This window comes from Halomicrobium sp. HArcel3 (genome assembly GCF_058933135.1).
Genome location: NZ_JBZYDN010000001.1, coordinates 624,970 through 645,606, shown reverse-complemented (window position 1 = coordinate 645,606; position 20,637 = coordinate 624,970). Strand labels below are relative to the sequence as shown.

General features: G+C 67.6%; 21 protein-coding genes, 1 rRNA gene and 1 pseudogene. 16 read left to right on the top strand and 7 right to left on the bottom strand.

The window, feature by feature from the left end:
- The first annotated feature begins 37 nt into the window (after positions 1–37).
- The 8 genes from AC5FRV_RS03240 (at position 38) to AC5FRV_RS03205 (ending at position 6,812) form a co-directional block, all read left to right on the top strand.
- Entirely contained in the window at positions 38–613 is a 576-nt protein-coding gene (locus AC5FRV_RS03240; RefSeq protein WP_493559678.1) for a DUF655 domain-containing protein, read from the top strand.
- Positions 610–1,557 (top strand): 16S rRNA (adenine(1518)-N(6)/adenine(1519)-N(6))-dimethyltransferase RsmA, encoded by a 948-nt coding sequence (gene rsmA / locus AC5FRV_RS03235; protein WP_493559677.1) that lies wholly within the window; start codon positions 610–612, stop codon positions 1,555–1,557. Before AC5FRV_RS03240 ends, rsmA begins: the two co-directional genes overlap by 4 nt.
- A gap of 4 nt (positions 1,558–1,561) precedes the next feature.
- Positions 1,562–2,155 carry a HemK2/MTQ2 family protein methyltransferase gene (locus AC5FRV_RS03230; protein ID WP_493559676.1) on the top strand — a complete coding sequence of 198 codons (594 nt, stop codon included), beginning with the start codon at positions 1,562–1,564 and terminating at the stop codon, positions 2,153–2,155.
- Positions 2,156–2,226: 71 nt separating this feature from the next.
- Positions 2,227–3,042 carry a CPBP family intramembrane glutamic endopeptidase gene (locus AC5FRV_RS03225; protein ID WP_493559675.1) on the top strand — a complete coding sequence of 272 codons (816 nt, stop codon included), beginning with the start codon at positions 2,227–2,229 and terminating at the stop codon, positions 3,040–3,042.
- Between the two features lie 63 nt (positions 3,043–3,105).
- Positions 3,106–4,101: a 5-methyltetrahydropteroyltriglutamate--homocysteine methyltransferase gene (locus AC5FRV_RS03220; protein ID WP_493559674.1), complete on the top strand. Its 996-nt coding sequence runs from the start codon at positions 3,106–3,108 to the stop codon at positions 4,099–4,101.
- Complete coding sequence (locus AC5FRV_RS03215; RefSeq protein WP_493559673.1) at positions 4,101–5,168, top strand: methionine synthase; 1,068 nt, start codon at positions 4,101–4,103, stop codon at positions 5,166–5,168. The genes AC5FRV_RS03220 and AC5FRV_RS03215 overlap by 1 nt, the downstream gene beginning before the upstream one ends.
- A 96-nt stretch (positions 5,169–5,264) precedes the next feature.
- Complete coding sequence (locus tag AC5FRV_RS03210) at positions 5,265–5,774, top strand: HTH domain-containing protein (RefSeq protein WP_493559672.1); 510 nt, start codon at positions 5,265–5,267, stop codon at positions 5,772–5,774.
- A 117-nt stretch (positions 5,775–5,891) separates the two neighbouring features.
- Positions 5,892–6,812, top strand: a complete 921-nt coding sequence (locus AC5FRV_RS03205) for an ATP-dependent ribose-1-phosphate kinase (RefSeq protein ID WP_493559671.1) — start codon at positions 5,892–5,894, stop codon at positions 6,810–6,812.
- 28 nt (positions 6,813–6,840) lie between these two features.
- On the opposite strand, the gene AC5FRV_RS03200 is transcribed toward AC5FRV_RS03205, so the two are convergent.
- Positions 6,841–7,857, bottom strand: coding sequence for a phosphotransferase family protein (locus AC5FRV_RS03200; RefSeq protein WP_493559670.1), 1,017 nt, complete (start codon positions 7,855–7,857; stop codon positions 6,841–6,843).
- Positions 7,858–8,063: 206 nt separating this feature from the next.
- Between AC5FRV_RS03200 and AC5FRV_RS03195 the strand changes: the two genes are divergently transcribed.
- Together AC5FRV_RS03195 and AC5FRV_RS03190 are read left to right on the top strand one after the other, a co-directional pair.
- Positions 8,064–9,068 carry a TIGR04024 family LLM class F420-dependent oxidoreductase gene (locus AC5FRV_RS03195; protein WP_493559669.1) on the top strand — a complete coding sequence of 335 codons (1,005 nt, stop codon included), beginning with the start codon at positions 8,064–8,066 and terminating at the stop codon, positions 9,066–9,068.
- Positions 9,069–9,112: 44 nt separating this feature from the next.
- The gene (locus AC5FRV_RS03190; RefSeq protein ID WP_493559668.1) at positions 9,113–9,235 is read left to right on the top strand and encodes a hypothetical protein; all 123 of its coding nucleotides are present in this window, start codon (positions 9,113–9,115) and stop codon (positions 9,233–9,235) included.
- 36 nt (positions 9,236–9,271) lie between these two features.
- Here the strand turns inward: AC5FRV_RS03190 and AC5FRV_RS03185 are convergent, their stop codons facing one another.
- Complete coding sequence (locus tag AC5FRV_RS03185) at positions 9,272–9,970, bottom strand: 6-hydroxymethylpterin diphosphokinase MptE-like protein (protein WP_493559667.1); 699 nt, start codon at positions 9,968–9,970, stop codon at positions 9,272–9,274.
- Positions 9,971–10,327: 357 nt separating this feature from the next.
- Positions 10,328–11,185, bottom strand: a pseudogene (gene folP, locus AC5FRV_RS03180) (dihydropteroate synthase); the annotation flags it as partial.
- Positions 11,186–11,297: 112 nt separating this feature from the next.
- Between folP and AC5FRV_RS03175 the strand changes: the two are divergent.
- From AC5FRV_RS03175 to AC5FRV_RS03165, 3 genes are all read left to right on the top strand, one after another.
- A complete protein-coding gene (locus AC5FRV_RS03175) occupies positions 11,298–11,825 on the top strand; it encodes a DUF8114 family protein (protein ID WP_493559666.1) in 528 nt (175 codons plus the stop codon).
- On the top strand, positions 11,822–12,538 hold the full coding sequence (locus AC5FRV_RS03170; RefSeq protein WP_493559665.1) for an RNA methyltransferase: 717 nt from the start codon (positions 11,822–11,824) through the stop codon (positions 12,536–12,538). Before AC5FRV_RS03175 ends, AC5FRV_RS03170 begins: the two co-directional genes overlap by 4 nt.
- Positions 12,539–12,632: 94 nt before the next feature.
- The gene (locus AC5FRV_RS03165; protein ID WP_493559664.1) at positions 12,633–13,283 is read left to right on the top strand and encodes a YqjF family protein; all 651 of its coding nucleotides are present in this window, start codon (positions 12,633–12,635) and stop codon (positions 13,281–13,283) included.
- A 33-nt stretch (positions 13,284–13,316) separates the two neighbouring features.
- Here the strand turns inward: AC5FRV_RS03165 and AC5FRV_RS03160 are convergent, their stop codons facing one another.
- Together AC5FRV_RS03160 and gatE are read right to left on the bottom strand one after the other, a co-directional pair.
- Positions 13,317–14,522, bottom strand: a complete 1,206-nt coding sequence (locus AC5FRV_RS03160) for an outer membrane protein assembly factor BamB family protein (RefSeq protein ID WP_493559663.1) — start codon at positions 14,520–14,522, stop codon at positions 13,317–13,319.
- 66 nt (positions 14,523–14,588) lie between these two features.
- Positions 14,589–16,457 (bottom strand): Glu-tRNA(Gln) amidotransferase subunit GatE, encoded by a 1,869-nt coding sequence (gatE, locus tag AC5FRV_RS03155; RefSeq protein ID WP_493559662.1) that lies wholly within the window; start codon positions 16,455–16,457, stop codon positions 14,589–14,591.
- A 101-nt stretch (positions 16,458–16,558) separates the two neighbouring features.
- Here gatE and AC5FRV_RS03150 point away from each other — a divergent pair, with 101 nt between their 5' ends.
- Both AC5FRV_RS03150 and AC5FRV_RS03145 read left to right on the top strand, forming a co-directional pair.
- Positions 16,559–17,425 (top strand): hypothetical protein, encoded by an 867-nt coding sequence (locus AC5FRV_RS03150; protein ID WP_493559661.1) that lies wholly within the window; start codon positions 16,559–16,561, stop codon positions 17,423–17,425.
- A gap of 49 nt (positions 17,426–17,474) precedes the next feature.
- The gene (locus AC5FRV_RS03145) at positions 17,475–18,308 is read left to right on the top strand and encodes a hypothetical protein (RefSeq protein ID WP_493559660.1); all 834 of its coding nucleotides are present in this window, start codon (positions 17,475–17,477) and stop codon (positions 18,306–18,308) included.
- On the opposite strand, the gene AC5FRV_RS03140 is transcribed toward AC5FRV_RS03145, so the two are convergent.
- Complete coding sequence (locus tag AC5FRV_RS03140; protein ID WP_493559659.1) at positions 18,305–19,711, bottom strand: class II fumarate hydratase; 1,407 nt, start codon at positions 19,709–19,711, stop codon at positions 18,305–18,307. The two genes, AC5FRV_RS03145 and AC5FRV_RS03140, sit on opposite strands and share 4 nt — an antisense overlap.
- Positions 19,712–19,816: 105 nt before the next feature.
- Here AC5FRV_RS03140 and AC5FRV_RS03135 point away from each other — a divergent pair, with 105 nt between their 5' ends.
- Positions 19,817–20,368 (top strand): cupin domain-containing protein, encoded by a 552-nt coding sequence (locus AC5FRV_RS03135; protein WP_493559658.1) that lies wholly within the window; start codon positions 19,817–19,819, stop codon positions 20,366–20,368.
- A 91-nt stretch (positions 20,369–20,459) separates the two neighbouring features.
- Here AC5FRV_RS03135 and rrf read toward each other — a convergent pair.
- Positions 20,460–20,581 (bottom strand): 5S ribosomal RNA (rrf, locus tag AC5FRV_RS03130).
- Positions 20,582–20,637: the final 56 nt, after the last annotated feature.

Here is a 20,637-nt window from a genome sequence, read left to right as displayed (position 1 = left end):
CCTCGCCATTAAGTGGGTTCTAGACATACCATCCGCCATGAACGACTCCGAGGGGGCCGACAGTGGCGAGACGGTGGTCCTGCTGGACTTGCTGCCACACGGGAAGGCAGACGACGACCGTCCGCAGTACCAGAAACAGCCGCTGGCATACGCGATGGGGATCGAGGATTTCCGTCTCTACGAGGCCGTGGTCGCCGAGGACGCCGGCGTCAACATCGGGGACCGGCTCGGTATCGAGAGCGACGCTTTCGACCGGATCCACGAGATCGAGTACGAGGAACTCTCGGGCGGCGCCCAGTCCGAACTCGACTACGCCGTCGAGGACGTCGTCGCCGGAGAGGAACAGCGCTTCGTCGACTTCTACAACGACGCCCAGCCCATCACCCTGCGACTCCACCAGCTGAATCTCCTGCCCGGGATCGGGAAGAAGCTCCGGAACACCATCCTCGACGAGCGAAAGCGCAAGCCGTTCGCCAGCTTCGACGACATCGAATCGCGGGTCAGCGGCCTCCACGACCCCTCCGAGGTGCTCGTCGAGCGGATCCTCGAGGAGCTCCGCGAGGACGACCTGAAGTACCGGACGTTCGCCCGCCGCGAGGGGGAAGACGAGTGACCGGCCGGGCCGGAACCACGGACGACCGCGACTTCCGGGACCCCGACGGGCTCAGGCGACGCGCCGGCGTCCGCGGCGACCCGAACAAGGACCAGCACTTCCTCGTCGACGACCGCGTCCTCGACCGGCTGCCCGGCTACGCCGCCCCGGACAGCGGCGACGACGGCTCCGACGGCACCGTCGACGACAACACCTCCGACGACGACGGCCACCCAGACCCGGCAACCCTCGACCTCGGGCACGTCCTGGAGATCGGCGCCGGGACGGGAGCGCTCACGGACCGACTACTCGCGGCCGCAGACCGGGTCACGGTCGTCGAGCGCGACCGGAAGCTGGCACAGTTTCTCCGCGAGGAGTTCGCCGACGCCATCGACGCCGGCGACCTCACCGTCGTCCAGGGCGACGCGCTGGACGTCGACCTCCCCGACTTCGACGTCTCCGTCTCCAACCTTCCCTACGGCGCATCCAGCGAGATAGCCTTCCGGTTGCTCCCACTCGGCAAACCCCTCGTCCTGATGTTCCAGAAGGAGTTCGCCGAGCGAATGGCCGCCGACCCGGGTACGGACGACTACGGCCGGCTCTCCGTGACGGCGGGCCACTACGCCGACGTCGAAGTCGTCGAGATAGTTCCGGCGGAGGCCTTCGATCCGAAGCCTCGCGTCGAGAGCGCCGTCGTCCGGACGACGCCCCGTGATCCGGATTACGAGGTGCCCGACGACGAGTTCTTCCTCGACTTCCTGAAGGCGATCTTCACCCAGCGCCGGAAGACGATGCGCAACGCCGTCCGGAACACCGCCCACATCTCGGGGCTCGGGGATCCGGATGCCGTGGTCGACGCCGCGGACGAGGAGCTGATGAGCAAACGGGCCGGCGAACTCCCGCCGGCGACCTTCGCCGACCTGGCGTCGCTGGCCCACGAGGTCGGTGACCCGGGCGGGTACTGATTCGATGACGGACCGCGACCGACCGTCACTCGCCGACCGCCGCGAGACGCCCGACGTCTACCAGCCCGCGGAGGACTCGCACTTGCTCGCCACGGCCGCTCGCGAGGGCGTCGCAGCGGGCGACCGCGCGCTCGACGTCGGCACCGGGTCGGGCTACGTTGCCGACGAACTGGCCGCGGCCGGTGCCGACGTCGTCGCCTCGGACCTGAACCCCGCCGCCTGCCGGCAGGCGCGCGAACGGGGACTCCCCGTAGTTCGGGCCGACCTGCTCGACCCGTTCCGCGACGACTCATTCGACGTCGTCACCTTCAACCCGCCGTACCTCCCGACGGACCCGGACAACGAGTGGGGCGACTGGATGGAGACGGCGCTCTCCGGCGGCGAGGACGGCCGCGCCGCCATCGACCCGTTCCTCGACGACGTCGACCGGGTGCTTGCCCCGGACGGCGCCGCCTACCTCCTCGTGAGTTCGCTCACCGACCCGGACGCCGTCCGGGAACGCGCGGCGGCGAACGGACTCGACGCCACCGAAGTCGAGCGGGAGGCCTATCCGTTCGAACGACTCCTCGTGCTTCGGCTCTCGGTCTCCGGGGAGTAGGAGTCGGACAACGGCCAACGCGTCGCGTTCGACACGCAATTTGATGACAGTTCCCCGCGACGTTCCAGGCGATGACCGACCGAGACCGCTCGACGTCCGCGACCTTCGGAGTCTTTCTGTTGATCGCCTTCGGCTGGTCGTGGGCGTTCTGGGGCCCAGAGGCACTGGTCGCGACCGGGTACCTCCGGCGTTTTCCGACCCTGCCGGCCCTCGGCGCGTTCGGTCCGTCGATAGCCGGCGTGGTCGTGATCGGCTGGCGACGCGGTCGATCCGGGCTGGTCGAACTGGGGCGGCGGGCGGTCGCCGTCGACTTCCCCGGGCGCCTCTGGCTGGCGATACTCGGCCTGTTTCCCGCGCTCGCACTCGTCGCTGCGCTGGTCGCGCGATCCTCGGGCGCCGGCCTCCCGACCCCGCCCTGGGCCGGACAGCCCCTAGCCGTTCCCATCGCCTTCGCGTACATCCTCTTCCTGGGTGGCCCCCTCCAGGAAGAGTTCGGGTGGCGCGGATACGCCCTCGACCCGCTGGTCGACCGGATCGGCGCCCTCGGCGGGAGCGTCGTTCTCGGTCTGATCTGGGGGTTCTGGCACCTGCCGCTGTTCTACGTCCCCGGCATGACGATCTACTACCAGAAGCCGATCTGGGGGTTCGTCGCGTCCATCGTCATGGTGTCCGTGGTGATGACCTGGCTCTACGACCGGACCGGCGGAAGTCTCCTCGCGATGCTCCTCGTGCACACGTCGTTCAACTGGACGACGTGGTTGATCCCGGTGCTGGAGACGGATCCAGGCTCGCTCACATTCGTCGTCGGGCAGTTCGTCGTCACCGCAGCCGTCGTCGCCGCGTGGCGCCCATCGCGGCCGATTCGGTGGCCGCTCGGAACGGCGTGAATAACTGCTGTGCATCAGATCGAATGGCAAATATTAAAGCCCGTCATTTCGTACGATTTTCCAATGACGCAGGTAGTCTCCACGACGCCCGGCCTGTTCCCGTTACCCGACTGGGCGAAGGACGAACTGTCCGACCTGAAAGGACACCAGAAGACCGACCTCATCAGCGGCGACGAGTCCGCCGAGATAACGGACGCGTACGACCGCGCCCGCCGTGAGGTCCTCGACGTACAGGCCGACGCCGGCCTCGACCGCGTCGTCGAGGGGCAGCTCCGCTGGGACGACATGATCGCCCACCCGCTGGCCGTCGCCGACTCCGTCGACACCCGCGGCATCGTCCGCTACTACGACAACAACAACTTCTACAGGGAGCCGGTCGTCACCGGCGACCTCGAAGCGACGGGCGACGTCGCCGCCGAACTCGACGCGGCCGCCGAGCACGTCGATTCGGGACTCCAGGCCGTCCTCCCGGGGCCGTACTCGCTGGCCGACCTGGCGACGGACGAGCACTACGGCGACGAGGCCGCGTTCCTCGACGCCATCGCGGCGTTCCTGGCCGACGAGGCCGGGCAGTTCCCCGACGTCGAGACGCTGTTCCTGCTCGAGCCCTCGCTCGTCGAGAACGCGCCGGGCGACGGCGCGGACGAACGGGCGAGCGAGGCGATCGACCAGGTCGCGAACGCAGTCGACGCCGACGTCGTCGCCCACACCTACTGGGGCGCCATCGAGGAGAAGGTGTACGCCCACCTCATGGACGCCGACGTCGACGCCATCGGCTTCGACCTGATCGCCGACCACGAACAGACCGTCTACAACGTCCAGGAGTACGGGACCAAGGACTCGGTCGCGCTCGGCCTCGTCGACGGGCAGAACACGCTCGTCGAGACGCCCGAGACTATCCGCGAGCGAATCGACTGGTTCGCGGACCAGACGGCCGGCGACTACGACACCGTCTACGCGACGGCCAACACCGAGACGTTCTACCTGCCGGTGAACAAGTTCGAAGCCAAGCTGTCTGCCCTCGCAGACGCCGCGGAACTCGAGGAGGTGCAAGCCTGATGACTGGACCACGAGAGCAATTCCGACCGGAGGACCACCCGAACGACCACTTCCTGCTGACGACCGTCGTCGGCTCCTACCCCAAGCCCAAGTGGCACGACCGCGCCCGCGAGCTGTTCGAGGACGAGGACGCGGACTTCGGGAGCGACGAGTGGGAGGAGGCCAAGGACGACGCCGCCCGACTCATCACCGAAGAGCACGAGCGCTCGGGCCTCGACGTCGTCGTCGACGGCGAGATGCGCCGCAACGAGATGGTCGAGTACTTCGCCGAGCGCATCGACGGCTACGAGTTCAACGGCCGCGTGAAGGTGTGGGGCCACAATTACTACGACAAGCCCAGTGTCACCGACGAGGTCGAGTACGACGAGGAGTGGCTCGTCAGCGAGTACGAGTTCACCAGCTCCGTCGCGAGCCGACCCGTCAAGGTCCCCATCACGGGTCCCTACACGCTGGCCAACTGGGCGTTCAACGAGGTCTACGAGGACGAGGAGGCGCTGGCCTACGACCTGGCCGACCTGGTCAACGAGGAGATAGAGGCGCTCGTCGAGGCCGGCGCGCGCTACATCCAGATCGACGAACCCGCCCTCGCGACGACGCCGGACGACCACGCCATCGTCGGCGAGTGCCTGGAGCGGATCGCCGACGAAGTCCCTGACGACGTCCGCCTGGGACTCCACGTGTGCTACGGCGACTACTCCCGCATCTACCCCGAGATTCTCGACTATCCCGTCCACGAGTTCGACCTCGAACTCGCCAACGGCGACTACGAACAGCTCGACGTGTTCAAAGAGCACGAGTTCACGAAGGACTTCGCGATGGGCGTCACGGACGTCCACGTCGCCGAGGTCGAGTCCGTCGAGGAGATCAAGGCGAACATCAAGAAGGGCCTGGAGGTCGTCCCGCCGGAACGCCTCACCGTCTCGCCGGACTGTGGCGTGAAGCTCCTCCCACGCGATGTCGCCTACGGCAAGATGGAGAACATGGTGCAGGCCGCCCGCGAGGTCGAGGAAGAACTCGACGCCGGCGAGATCGACGTCGTCGCCGGTCCGGAAGCCAGCGCCGACTGAGCGACCGATCGACGGTTCGAACCGCCAGACTCCGCGCCGTTCTCGCGGTGGTAGAAAGTATTAATAGCGCGTCACGTCTTCGTTCGCCTGAGAACCATGCCAGCGCCAGCCACCCAGAGCCGGGCCGAACTGTACCTCCGCGGAGACACCTACGGGACGTTCGACGCCCAGCAAGACGTGTTGAACCGCGTCCGCGCGCTGGAGGGCGAGGGCGTCCTCGACGAGGCCGCGGTGGCCGGTGAGTGGCAGCGGATCCGGACGCTGAACGAGGACACCAGGGACGGGGCGATCGAGACGTATCTCGAGTTTGCAGCGTGGGCCGACCGGAACGGTCACTCGCTGGGGCCGGCGTTCGAACGACGGACGCGTTCGTACCTGGGCCTCGACCAGATCGACGACGTCGTCGTGTTCCCCGTCGTCTCGCTGGCCGTCTACGAGGACGAGCGACTACAGGCCGTCTTCCCGTGTTCAGACGGCGACCGGGCCTACACCGTCCGCGACTGCCTCGACGCCTTCGAACGCGACGACGCCGAGTGGCTCGACCAGTTCGACGCCGTCACCGTCGACCGGGCGGAGCCCCGCCTCGACGCCGGACTGCGGGCCTGAATCGCGCAGTCCCGACGACCTGTCTTCCGGAGCCACTTCGCCGTCGGCTCGCGGCACTGCGGAGTCGAGGCGACGCCGCCCGGAACTATTTACCGGCGGGCGGCCGACTTCTGGACAATGCCGCGGGTCATCTGCGCGGGCCACGTCAACTGGGACGTCACCCTCCGGGTCGACGACCTGCCGCCCGTCGACGGCGAAGCGACCATCTCTGAACAGCGACAGTCGGGTGGCGGGAGTGCCTCGAACGTCGCCGTCGTCCTCGCCGGCCTCGGCGTCTCGACGCACCTGCTGGGGAGCGTCGGCGACGACGAGCACGGCCAGCTGGCTCGCCGGGAACTCGAGGGCGTGGGCATCGACACCACTCTCGTGGAGGCGCCCGACGCCGCCACGTCCGTGAAGTACCTCGTCGTCGCCGACGACGGCGAGGTGATGGTGTTCGGGAACGACGGCGCCAACGAGACCTTCGGCCCCGGCGACCTGCCCGATGGCGCCCTCGCCGAGGCCGACCACCTTCACCTCACGGGCCAGGATCCGGACACGGCCGCCGCGTTCGCGCGGCTGGCGAACGACGTCGGGACGCCCGTCAGTTTCGACCCCGGGCGACGGCTAGGGGACCGGACCTACGAGGAGACGCTCGCCAGCGTCGACGTCGTCTTCCTGAACGAGCGCGAGGGGCGCGTTGCCGCGAGCGAGGACCTGCTCGGCGACGTCGCCGCCGTCGTCGTCAAGCGCGGCGCCGGTGGTGCGGAGCTCCGAACCGGGGGAAAGACGGTGACCCACCCGGGGTACCCCGTCGACCCCGTGGACACCACGGGCGCCGGCGACGCCTTCGCGGCGGGGTTCATCGCCGGCCGGTTCGAGGGGGGCGACGAACGCGCGCTGTCGGTCGGGAACGCCTGTGGCGCGCTCGCTGCGGCCCGGACCGGTGCGCGTCTGCAGGTCGACCGCGAGGCGGTCGAGGCGCTACTCGACGGAGAACAGACCGACTCGACCGACCCGTCCGCCGCGGACGGGGTCGCGTCGGGTTCGGAGGACTAGCGGCGAAGAAGATTAGCGGGAAGGAAGATCAGGGCCGGGGAAGCGACTCGACGAGCCGCTCGAACTGCTGGCGGTACTGGGCCTCGGCGCGAGCCCGGGCGAGTCCGGAATCGTCGGCGAAGGCGTCCTCGAACCCACCCATCCGCCAGAGCAACGTCGAGAGCTGGTACAGCGGGCGGCGCTCCTCGTACCCGTCGTCGAAGGCGAACGCCCGTTCCTCGCGATAGCCGTCGTGGAGCGTCTCGCGGAGGCGGTCGCGGATAGCCGGGTCCTGGAAAGCCGAATCGATGAAGAGGAACTCCGTCTGGGCGAGGTGGTACTCCGGATGGGCGGCCAGCACGTCCTGCCAGTCGAGCACGGCCGTTATCGGTTCCTCGAGACTGGCATCGAACAGCAGGTTCGCGGGTCGGAAGTCGTCGTGGACGAGCCGCGGGACGCCGTCTTCGGGGACCAGCGCGAGCGCCGGTTCGATGCGCTCTCGGGCTCGCTCGGCCACGTCGGCGAAGGGCGTCTCGGCCAGCGCGTCGACGTGGCCCCTGATCAGCTGTTCGAAGTACTCCCGCCAGCTTCCGGTGAGGTCGCGGACGATGATCCGCTCTTGCCAGAGATCGAGCCAGCCGAAGGCCTCGAAGGCGATTTCGGAGTGGAGGTCACCGAGCATCCGCCCCACCTGGGCGACGGCCCGCTGGCGGACGTCCATCGAGAGGTCGCCGAACCCCTCCGCGAGGTTCTGTCCCTCCAGTCGCGCGGTGATGAAGTACGGCGGCACGTCGTTGACAGGGTCCTGCTCGAAGACGAGTATCTCCGGGACGGGGACGTCGCTTCGCTCGGCGACGAAGTCGTGGATCTTCGGTTCGACCGCGAAGGAGGCCATCTCCGGGGGCTCGAACTTCACGACGACCTCGTACTCCTCGCCCGCGTACTCGAGCGTCACCATGAAGACGTCACTCTGGTGGCCACCGGTGGGCCGCTCGAACGTGAAGTCCGTGTAATCGGGGCCTGACTCCGCGAGCACGGCCTCCAGATCCGCTACTGGCGACGACACAGGAGACGCTAATCGGGGGGAGGGGAAAAAGTTGTCAGTTCCCGTTGCCCGGTACCGGGCGCGACGGACCGTGAGACTGTCATTTTCGATTACACGAACGAGACGTTCGGCCCCACGGCGCACGCTTCGAGACGGGGAGACAGAGGTCGCGTCACCCACGAAACTAACAACCCCGGGCTCGTTTGTAGGGGCGAGGACCACTCACGATGACCGTTCCACGCGACGTCTACCTCCCCGTTGCCGCACAGCCCAGCGTCGATACGCTGGTCGAGTTGACCCGCCGCGCCGAAGGGCTGGGCTACGAGCGGGCCTGGCTCCCCGAGACCTGGGGCCGGGACGCGGTGACCACGCTGACGGCTATCGCCGAACGCACAGAATCGATCGGTCTCGGCATCTCCATCGCGAACGTCTACTCCCGGTCGCCCGCGCTGCTGGGCCAGACGGCCGCGACGCTCCAGGAGGTGTCGGACAGCCGGTTCCGCATCGGGCTCGGTCCATCAGGCCCCATCGTCGTCGAGGGGTGGCACGGCGTCGACTTCGACCAGCCGCTCAAGCGCACACGCGAGGCCGTCGAGATAGTCAAGACGGTCCTGCGGGGGGAGCAACTGAACTACGACGGCGACGTCTTCCAGCTGTCGGGGTTCAGACTCCGTCACGAGGCGCCCGAACCCAGGCCCGGCGTCGACGCGGGCGGGCTTGGGCCGAAGTCGGTCGAACTGGCCGGCCGGTTCGCCGACGGCTGGCACGCGCTCATGCTCACCCGCGACGGACTCCGTGACCGGCTGGACGACTTCGACCGGGGCGCTGAACTGGGCGACCGCGACCGATCCGAACAGCGCGTCACGCTCTCGGTCCCCTGCTGTGTCCTCCCGGACGGCGAACGAGCGCGTGACCTCGTCAGCCAGCACGTCGCGTTCTACGTCGGCGGCATGGGGACGTTCTACCGCAACTCGCTGGCCCGCCAGGGCTACGAAGAGACCGCCCACACCGTCGCCGAACGGTGGGCCAACGGCGACCACGACGGCGCGACGGCCGCGATCGACGACGACCTGCTCGACGAACTCGCCGTCGCCGGGACGCCCGAGGAGTGTCGTGGCCGAATCGAGCGATTTGCAGAAATCGACGGCGTCGACGCACTGTCCGTATCGTTCCCGCGGGCCGCCGAGCCCGACGACGTCGACGCGACGATGGCCGAACTCGCGTCCGAGTGACTGACCGGCCAATCTACTTACCGCGCTGGCGCCTAGGACGTCCCATGGGAGATTCGATGGACGACGGGACAGTCGACCGCCCCGTCCGGTGTTCTGTCTGCGGCCGTGAGTTCGAGGACGAGGCCACGCTCGAACACCACGTCCGCGACCAGGGACTCCTCTGGTAGTCGCTGTGATCGAACGGTCCCGTCCCCCTCGCACGTTCACTCCATCGGGAGCCCGGTCGGGTCGATGCCCGACCGACGGCCGTCGAGGAGTGCGAACCGGTCACCCCGGCGACGTTCCAGCCAGTAGAGCAGGCGCTCGGCCCAGCGGAGTTTCCGCGCTTTCTCCGAATCGACACTCGAGTCGTCGAAGTCCCACCCGGGGAAAACGAGGGCATCGGCGCCGAGGTGGTCGGCCAGGAACGCCGCGCGGTCGCCGTCGGTGAACCCGCCGAAGTTCCGGACAGGGCCGACGGGCGCCGCCTGGGTGGTCGGTATCAGCCGGTCGGCGTCGCACTCGGGGACGTGCTCCCGGATGAGGTCGACATTGTCTCCGTGGGCATGGACGGCCACGGGCGTCCCGTCGTGGCTCAGGGATTCGACCGTCCCCGCGTGTTTGTCAAGGTCGGTGACGACGCAGTCGACGGCGATTCCACGGTCGAACAGGCGATCCGCCGCCGTCGAGGCGGCGAACACCGCGTCGGCACCTTCGACGAGTGCGAGGTCGTCTTCGAGTGACGGCCCGGCCCCCGCGACTGCGACCGTCTCGGAGTCACTACCGAACGTCGGGAGGGCTGCCTCGAAGCCCGGCGGCAGTAGCTCTGCGAGGACGTCGCGAGCCCGCTCGTCGCCCGTCCGGTCGTAGCCGAAGTCCGCGAGGACGGCCTCGTAGACGGGTTCCCACTCGTCGAACTCCATAGCAGTCACTGGACGGTTCGGTCCACGATAAAGCGAAGTTTGAGCCGAAATGGCATAACCGTGTACCCCTACCCGGTTGCCCTTTCGGCCTTCATCGCTTCTTTTCGAGGCATCCGGTATAAGCTTTCTCTTACTCACACCGCCCGAGTATCAGATCGAAGACGTCAGGGAAGCGAGTAGAACGGCCCGCTTGAGACCCGAGACAGGCGATCTGCTGTAACGTTCCAGAATTCAGGGACGTTTCTCCGCCGTCTGACGCGGCACGTCTCGATTCCAGGTGAGATGCGAAGACCGTCGAGAGAGCGGGTGACGCCGTCGTGGTCGAGTGATGCGGGGATTCAGTGCTCACCGACGGTCGTCGGCGAACGCGTCACCGACGCGGGCGGCGTCCACCGTCTCGGCCACGTCGTGAGTCCTGACGACGTGGGCGCCGCGGTCGATGGCCATCGACGTGGCGGCCAGCGACACCGGCAAGGCCTCCTCGGTGGTGCGGCCCGCCAGGTCGCGGAGGAAGTTCTTGCGGTTGATCGAGACGAGCATCGGCTGCCCGAGTTCGCGAAACTCCGACAGACGGCGGAACGTCTCCCGGTCGTCCTCGAGAGTCTTGGCCTCGGACCAGCCGCCGAAGGCCGGGTCGACGATGGTCTTGTCGGTGAGGCCGTTCTGCGTGAGCGCCTCGTACACCTGGTCGACGTAGTCGGCCTCGTCGGCCCACGCCTGCGACCGTCGCTCTGACCACGACGTCTCCTCGACTGCGCCAGGACGCTCCAGATTCGGCGGGCTGGCCATCTTCGCCACGGCGACGTCGTACTCGCGACAGACGTCGGGCATCTCGGGGTCGGCGAAGCCGCAGATGTCGTTGACCATGTCGAACCCGCGGTCGATGGCCGCCTCGGCGACTTCGGCGTAGCGCGTCTCGATCGAGAAGACGGCGTCACCGCTCACCGACTCCATGGCTTCGACGGCGGTGTCCAGCCGGTCGAGTTCCTGTTCGGCCGAGAGGACGTCGAAGCGCTTGTTGGCGGATTCGAGCCCCACGTCGACGATGTCGGCGCCCTCGCCGACCAATTCCTCGTCGACGTAAGCGGCGGCCTCGCCCGAGTCGTCGAAGACGCTCGGGTCGTACGGCGACTCCCGGCTGACGTTGAGGACACCCATGATCCGCGTCGGATAGTCGTCTCCGATGCCCAGCCCGGCCGCGTCGACGGCGTTCATGACTCGCCACTCGGTCCGGGACCTGTTAAGCGACCGGATATCGACGGTGCATCCGGCGACACGCTGGAGGCGCATCATCGCGCTTTTATCCGGTTCTATCCTACCGTCGGCCATGGGCAAGGTCAACATCGGACTCCGGGGCTGGCGGTTCGACGAAGACGAGGTCTTCGACGACGAGGGCCGCATCCGCCCGCTCGGAGTGATGGACCCCGACGCGCGTGACCGGATCCTGCGGCTCACCGAACGCGTCGGCGATCCGTGTGACGCCTGCTGGCTGATCCACGGCGAGGAGAACCTCGAGGAGTGTAACCCCGCCGAGGTCATCTACGGCGAACCCCAGGGCGAGGTCGTCCTCTGCAGCGACCACGAGCGCGACTTCGTCTACTGGTTCCGGAACGAGGCCGACGAGGACCTGGTCGGCCACCCCGAACTGGGCGACGCGTTCCACGAGTGGTTCATGGACGGCGGGCGCGCGCCCGACGCGTTCCCGCCGCTCGACCACGTCGACGAATCGCCCGACGAGGTCCCCGACGCCGGGGATCTGCACGACGAACTCCCCGGTCTCGAACAGGAACTGCGCGAGATGGACGACGAGGACCTGGAGGCCCTCGACGTGAACCTCGACGACCTCGACGTATGACCGACGTCAGCGTCGCCGTCGTCGACGCGAAAACCCCGGGAAACATCGGAACCATCGCTCGCGCGATGAAGAACTTCGGGCTCTCCGACCTGCTCCTCGTCGACCCGCCGGAACTCGACCCGGACGGGGAGGCATACGGCTTCGCCGGGCAGGCCCGGGAGGACATCCTCCCGAACGCCCGCGAGGTCACCTTCGACCACCTCGTCGAGAACTACCACACCGTCGGCTGCACCGCCGTCACCAACGAGGACGAGGACAGCCACGTTCGCTACCCGTTCCGGACGCCAGCCGAACTCGCCGAGAGCCTCGCCGGCGTCCAGGGGGACACCGTCGTCGTGTTCGGCCGCGAGCGCGTCGGCCTGACCAACGACGAACTCGCCCGCCTCGACGAGATCTGTTCGATCCCGGCCAGCGTCGACTACCCGGTGCTCAACCTGGGCCAGGCCGCGACCATCGTGCTGTACGAACTCCGCGACCTGACCCTCGACGAGACGCAACTCCCCGAAACCGTCCACGAGCGCGCGAGCGAACGGGAGATCGAGGGCCTGTACGACCAGTTCGACCAATTCGTCGCCGCGGCGGGCCACCCAGAGGAGAAACACGCCAAGGCTGGCCGGCTCTTTCGCCGGGTGATGGGACGCGCACACCCGACGGGGCGAGAGACCGTGACGCTCCGCGGGATTCTGCGACGGGCGACGAACAAGCTGGAGTGACTGCGGTCCGTCGACGGCGGCGGGTTTTCGCTGGACGACGCTTACGAGCGGCGCGTCCAGAACTGTTACCTGACCGGGAGCGCAGTTCCGGACGATGCCCCTCGCCCGCGCCGACGTGCGCGACGTCTGCTTCGCCCACTGGCCAGTCGAGGCCGGCGAACTCGCGGCCCGGTTGCCGGCGGCGCTCGCGCCGGCCACCCGTGACGGCTCGGCGTGGGTGTCGGTCCTCGGACAACGGACCCGTGCCGGCCTTCGCGGGGTTTCCTGGCGTTACGAGTACGCGCAACTCGCGGTCAGAACGTACGTCGTGCCGGTCGACTCGGGGGAACCGTCACCCGAGGTCGGCGTCCACTTCCTCGACGTCGAGTCGGCAAGCCGGTTCGCCAGCGTCGGGGCTCGGCTGCTGTACGATGTCCCCTTCCGGCACACCGCGGTGACGCACCGTCGGGCCGGAAACGAGTTCGAGGTGACCGGCGACGCCTTCCGAGCGCGCTTCGAACCCCGCGGGGACCCGGCCGTCGCGGACCCGGACATCCTCGCAGGCTGGCTCACCGACCGTTACCGGTACTACCTCCCGGACGGGAGTCACGGCGTGGCCGGACATCCGCCCTGGAAACTCGCCGCAGCGTCGGTCAGTATCGAGGAGAATCGCCTGTTCGACCGACTGGACTTGCCCGAGCCGGTCGGTGACGCCGTGTTCCGGTACTCGCCGGGTGCGGAATTCCGGTTGAAGCGGCAGCCTTGAACGATTGTCCCACAATTAGCAGAGGGAGTTCGGTTACGCGGGGTCCAGAGCGTACAACGTCGGGGTTCCCCCGAAACCCTGCGTGCCGGCGAACACCGCGCCGTCCGCGACCGTGACGCCGCCCGTAACGGTGGTCTCCGTCTCGAAGGTCCAGCGATCGCGACCGAGGACAGCGTCGGTAACGCCACCGCGTACCCGATAGCCGGAGACGAAACCGGACTGGTCCTCGCCGTTTTCACCGCCACCAGCGATCAGCATATCACCTGCGACGGCCGGCGCGGCGCTGAACCCCTTCTCTACCCCCCAGCGTCGGTCACCGGTTCGTTCGTCGTGTATCCGGAGACCCCCACCGTCCGAACCGATCACTTCTCTCCCCGTGGCGGCCATGTCGATAGCGCCGCGCTCGACGGTCCACCTGCTTCGGCCGGCGTGGGCACCGTCTTGCAACCGGTAAAGCGGTCCACCGAACGTGGCGACGATTACGTCCCCCATGGCGTCGGTCATCGAAGTTACTTTGCCGCCGAGTTTTCGTCGCCAGAGTCCCTGAAATCGGTCGCCGTCGTCCAGGAAACGGAATATCTCACCACCTTCCGTCCCGACAGTGAGAGACAGACCGTGTGTGAGACAGGTGACGGTGCCGAACACGTCGGTCGAGTGCTTGAGCGTCCCCGTCTCGGGTTCGAACGAGTAGATTCGGCCAGTGTCGTCACCGACGTAGAGCCCGCGGATGCCACCATCCGAATCGAGGTTCGGAACCGGCGGCGCCTGGAGATAGCCGCGTGTGTCGTAGCTCCACAGTTCGTCGCCGCTCCGGACGTCCAGTGCCCGGAGAGACGGTTGCGGGGGGTCGCCGAAGCCCGCGTAGACGGTTCCATCGTGGACCAGCGGCGACCGCGGCCAGGGCTGATCACCCCCTACGCGCCATCGCTCCGAGCCGTCTTCGAGGTCGTATCCGATGAGACCAGCGGGAGTCGGGAGGACGACGACGTCCGAAGCGACCACCGGTCGTCCAGACGGCTTGCTCGGGGTGGCAGTCTGCCAGCGGACCGTCACGCCGTCACGAGGCGCGGCAGCATCGGGGTTGAACGCGGTAGATCTCGGGTCGTATCCCGACATGGGCCACTCGGAGGATTCGTCAGTCCCGGGCGAGTATTGCGATTCGCGCGTTCCGGCGTACACCGCGGCACCTGCGGCTCCCGTGCCGACGAAGGCGAGGAACTGTCTGCGAGTGGAGGGCATCCTTCGTTCCTCCCCACGACGACGTTAAATTCTTTTACACTCGGCCAGGAATGCCGAATCAACTACTCAAGCTCGCTTCTGAATCTCTTCGCGCAGCACGTCGCTGACCGTGTCGCCGTCGGCCTTCCCGCGCAGCGCGCCCATCGCCTCGCCCATCAGGCCGGAGAAGGCGCCCATGCCCTCGTCTTCGACCTGGTCGGCGTTGCGCTCGACGACTTCGGCGACGGCCTCGCGGACCTCGCTCTCGTCGACGCCGCCCAGGTCTTCCTGCTCGACCGCTTCCTCGGCGGTGAGCGTCGGGTCCTCGGCGAGCGCGGTGAGCAGGTCGTTGACGCCCTCGCGCGGGACCTCGCCCCCGTGGACCAGCAGGATGGTCTCGCGGAGGTGATCGTCGGTGAGGTGCGCGACGGGGACGTCGTCGCGCCGGAGTTCGGTGAGCGTCGACTCCAGGGTGCCGGCGGCGAGGTTCGGGTCGACGCCCTGGCCGACGAGTTCCTCGAAGAGACGCCAGCGCTGGCCGTAGGCGACCTGTTCGGCCAGCCCCTCACCGAGGTCGAACTCGGCCTGATAGCGCTCGGTCTTTTCGGTCAGCAACTCCGGCGGTTCGACCTCCGTCGGGTCCGGGCGGACTGGCGGGACGTCCGTCTCGGGATACATCCGCGCCGCGCCGGGGAGCGGTCGGAGATAGCGGGAGGTGGCGTCGTCGTTCGCGCCGCGGGTCTCCTCGGGGACCCCCTCCATCGCCGTCTTCGCCCGGTCGGCGACGGCTTCGATGGCCTGCTGTGCGGTCTGGGGGTCGTCCGCGACGATGGCGACGGCGTCCTCGGGCTCGGCGTCGACGGCGTCGCGCAGGGCCTCGACCTCGTCCTCGGTGACACCGTAGGCTGGCAGTTCGTCCGTGTGGAAGATGCCGCCGGCGCCGTGGCGCTTCGCGTGGTCGGAGAACTCCGTCCCGAGGCGGCGGTCGGGCTGGATCTCCCGGCCGACCAGGCCGTCGAACCCTTCGAGGCGGACGGCCTCGACCTCACCGCCGGAGGAGAGCGCACCGCCGATGACGCCGGAGTCCGTGTCCTCGAAGACGTCGGTGACGTTCTGCGGGTCGTGGACGACGGCCTCGCGCTCGGCGAGTTCGCTTTTGATATCCAGCAGTTCGACCTGGCGGCGGACCTCGTTACGGACGATGTCGTCGATGTCGTCGAGGCTCTGGACGCCCTTCAGCTCGATACGGGCGCCCTCGGCGATGGAGACGTTGACGTCCTGGCGGATGGTGCCCAGTCCACGCTTGACGTGGCCGGTCGAACGCAGGAGCATGCCGATCTGTTCGGCTGCCTCGCGGGCCTGTTCGGGCGAGCGGATGTCGGGCTTGGTCCCGATCTCGACGAGCGGGATGCCGAGTCGGTCCAGGGAGTACCGGACGCCGTCCTCGGTCTCTTCGACGCGCTGGGCGGACTCCTCTTCGAGCATCATGTCCTCGACGCCGACGGACCCCTCGCTCGTCTCTATCTCCCCCTCGTTGGCGACGAGCATCGAGCGCTGGAACCCGGTGGTGTTCGAGCCGTCCACGACGATCTTTCGCATCACGTGGACGACGTCGACCAGCGTCATGTCCAGCAGCTGGGCGATCTCCATGACGACGTCCATCGCCTCGCGGTCGACCCGGTGGGGCGGTTCGTCGTCCTCCTCGACGAGGCAGGTCGAGTCGTAGCCCAGGTACTCGAACTCGCGGTCGACCATGCTCTCCTCGAGGGCGGCCTGGTCGATCTCTCCCAGTTCGCTCTTCGTCGGGTGGAGGTAGCGGGTGAACGTGCGCGTCGCCTCTCCGGGGTCCCGAATATCGGTCGGACACTCACAGAAGAGTTTGGTGTCCGTGTCGAGCTGCTGGTGGATCTCCAGGCCGGCCACGAGGCCGAGATCCTCGTAATCGTACTCCGTCATTACGCGTAGGTCGGCCCTCCGACGGTAAAAAACCGTCCAGTTCCCGGTAGCGGCCTCCCGGCAGGACCCACCTTTTTGCGCCCGGCCCCGAATGCTCGGCTATGCGCTGGGGGCTGCTCGCCGTCCTCGTCCTCGCGGTCACCGCCGGCTGTGGGACGTTCACGACCGCGAGCGAATCGACAGAGACCGTGACGCCCGTGCCAGTCACCGGCGTCCCGACGGAGGAACCGACACCCACGGGTATCGCGCCGGGGCTATTCGGTGGCGGCGTCCGGGACGTCAACCGCCTGGCCGAGGCCCACACGAACGCCATCGAGGGCGAGCGCTACGTCTGGCACTCGATCCGCCGGACTGATTCCCTGCCGAACGTCTCCGGGCAGGAACACGTCGTCCGCCAGAATCTCAGCGTCGAGAGCGAACAGCGGTATCAGTTCTACACCAACCGACGTGACCTCGCCCAGCGCGGTGACGAACGGCTCCTGAACGACGTCAGCGAGTTCGCCGACGGAGAGACCGTGTATCGCCGATTCATCCCGTTCTCTCAACAGGAGTTCACCTACGCCCGACAGCCCGCCGAGGCGGCGAGCGTCCGGTACGAGAGCGAGATGGCCGGGCCAGTCCGACGGTACCTTGCGGTCCCGAACGCCACCGTCGCCGAGGCACGTGTCGACGGGGAGCCCTACTACCGCGTCCACTCCGAGCGCGAGATGGTCCCGGGATTCACGAGGGGACGGAACTTCTCGGCCACCGCGCTGGTCTCACCCGAGGGCTTCGTCAGGGCGATGAACGTCTCGTACGTCGTCGACCGACCCGATCGAGCCGTCACCGTCGAGTACTCTTTCCGGTACGAACGGCGTGACGACGTTTCTGTCGACAGACCTGGCTGGGTCGACGAGCAGTGGCCCCAGGCGGCGACCGAGAGCGAACGACGACTGTCCCGCCCGCGGGTGGATGACAACGGTGAGTAGAAGCCCGACTCCAGCATTTATTGCTCCAGGACCCGCCAGTACACAGGTAATGGGCTGGCGGTTCCTCGGTTCAGTCGGTCTGGTCGTCCTCGTGGTCACCGCCGGCTGCGGGTCGCTGACCGACAGCCCCACGGAGACGACGACGGTGACGCCGGCACCGGTGCCGACGCCCTCACCGAGCCCCGAGGAACCGGGCGGATCTCTCGCCCCCGGACTGGACGCGTCTGGCGTCACCGATCCCGGTTCCCTCGCGCAATCTCACGGCGAAATCACGGACAGAACGAGCTACCGGATGGATCGGACGAGTTCCGTCGTCCACCGGTTCGGAAATACGACGGCCGAGAGCGCCGTGGTCCGACGGCTCACGTACGAGAACGCGTCGAGGTATCACCTGGCGGCCGACCCGTACGAGACGGTGATCGACGGCCGCATCCAGAGCCTCGACGACTACGAGGCCTACGTCGACGGCGACGTCGCCTATCGGACCTGGCAGACCGACGACGGCCGGGTCGTCCGCAAAAACGCGTCCGCGGGCGAGCGCCCCGCCGAAGCCGACCTCGTGACCGTCGCGATACGACGATATCTCCGCCTCGAGAACGAGACAGTCTCGCGCATCGACGTCGGTGACGCCCCTCACTACGAAGTCGTCGGGACGCGCCCGACGTTGCCGCGGTACGGTGCCCTCGACTCCTATCGTGCGCGTGCCGTTGTGCGATCAGACGGGTTCGTTCGGAGCCTGAACGTCACGTTCACCGTCCGGCGGAACGACGAACGGATCGACGTACGCGACAACTTCACGTACCGGCAGGTCGGGGCGGCGACGGTCACCGAACCGGAGTGGGTCGCCGACGACGCGAACGAGTCGAAGAGGACCGACATCTAGTCGTCGCCGAGGATGACGCGTTCGGTCATCTTCGCCGGGTCAAGGACTTCGTCGACCTCGTCCTCGTCGAGGTACCCTTCCTCGAGGACGACCTCGCGGATGGTCTTGCCCTCGGCGAGGGCCTGCTTCGCGACCTTGCTCGCCTTGTCGTAGCCGATGGCGGGGTTGAGGGCAGTCGCGAGTGCCATCGACTGCTGGACGCGCTCTGCGCAGTGTTCGCGGTCGGCCTCCAGTTTGGCGACGAACTTCTCGGCGAACACCTCGCTCCCGTTGGCGATCAGCCGCGCGGACTGGAGGAAGTTGCTCGCGAGGACTGGCTTGTAGAGGTTGAGGTCTATCTGGCCCTCGGCCGCGCCGGCCGACACCGCGGCGTCGTTGCCGACGACCTGCTTGTGGACCTGGTTGACGGCCTCGGCGACGACGGGGTTGATCTTCCCGGGCATGATGGAGGAGCCAGGCTGATTCTCCGGCTGGTCGACTTCGCCGAGGCCGTTCCGGGGGCCGGAGGCCAACAGGCGCAGGTCGTTTGCTATCTTGTTGAGGCTCCCGGCGACCGTTTCCAGGGCGCCGTGGGCCTCGTTCATCGCGTCGTGTGCGGCCTGGGCCTCGAAGTGGTTGTCGGCCTCGCGGAACTCGACGCCAGTCTCCTCCGACATGTACTCCGCTGCCTTCGCGGGGAACTCGGGGTGGGTATTGAGCCCCGTCCCGACGGCAGTCCCGCCCAGCGCCAGCTCGGAGAGGTGGTCCCGGGTCCCCTCGACACGCTCGATTCCCTTCTCGATCTGGGTCCGGTAGCCCGAGAACTCCTGACCGAGCGTGATGGGCGTCGCGTCCTGGAGGTGCGTTCGCCCCGTCTTGACGACGTCGTCGAACTCGTCTTCCTTCTCGGCGAGCGCGTCGCGAAGCGTTGCCAGCGCGGGGAGGACGTCCTTCTCGACGGCCTCCAGGGACGCGACGTGCATCGCGGTCGGGATGACGTCGTTGCTCGACTGGCCGAAGTTGACGTGATCGTTGGGGTGGATCTCGCGCGTCCCGATCTCTCCGCCGTAGATCTCCGTGGCCCGGTTGGCGATGACCTCGTTGGCGTTCATGTTCGATGACGTGCCCGACCCGGTCTGGAACACGTCGACGGGGAACTGGTCGTCGTGTTCGCCGGCGATGACCTCGTCGGCGGCCTCGACGATGGCTTCCGCCTTGTCGTCGGGGACCGTCCCGAGGTCGCTGTTGGCCAGCGCGGCCGCCTTCTTGACGACCCCGAGCGCGCGCACGAAGCGCCGCCCGAAGGTGACCTCCGAGATAGGGAAGTTCTCGACGGCGCGCTGGGTCTGTGCACCCCAGTAGGCGTCCGCCGGCACCTGCATCTCGCCGAGACTGTCGCGTTCGGTCCGGAACTCGTCGCTCATGACACGTGAGACGTCGCTCGCATGCGCGTAAAAGCCACCGTTTCGCCGCCGATGGCAGGTGCGCCGGCTACCGAAACTTTTGCGTGATGCGGTCGTCGTTCGCGTATGAAAACGGTCGCAATCGACCGGATCGAACCCGCCGACGTCGGGAGCGACGCCGAAAAGCAGTCGCTCGGGGAAGGCCTCGGAACCAGCGACATCGCGATCAATCGCTACCGCGTCGAACCCGGGACCCGACTGGCGGGGCTGCACGCCCACGCCGACCAAGAGGAGATATTCGTTGTGCTCGACGGGACGCTCACCTTCGAAACGCTCGACGGAGAAGTCACCGTCGCCGCTGGCGAGGCCATCCGGTTCGAGCCCGGCGAACACCAGTCCGGCAAGAACGACGCCGACGGCGACGCGGTGGTGCTCGCACTCGGTGCCCCCCGGGACACGAACGAGTTGTTGATTCCGATCGCCTGTGCGGACTGTGGCCACGACGAGCAGCAACTGGTGGAGACTGGGACCGGCGGTGCGCTCGTCTGTGCCGACTGCGGAACCGAGTCCCGGCCCAGGTGCCCGGAGTGCGACGGGCAGGACTTGCATGCCGTGCTCGGTGAGGACGGCGAAACGCCGGTCTCGAAGTGCAAAACGTGCGGTACGGAGTGGAAGTGATGGGTACGGAAACAGTCGTGACTGCACGGCAGAAATGACGAAAACCCCCGAACAGCGCAGTGGCTGTTCGAGGGTTGAAAGTGGTATAAGTGGCAGGCGGCGAATCGAGTTTCCCAGAGGTTCGCACACTCCAGTACTCACCGAAACGCAGGCGGGCTTATCTTCCGTGTTCGGGATGGGTACGGGAGTCGCCCCGCCGCTATGGCCGCCTTAACGCCGACTCGCGGAATCGAACCGCGATATTCCGAACTCGTGTTCGGGTACCAATG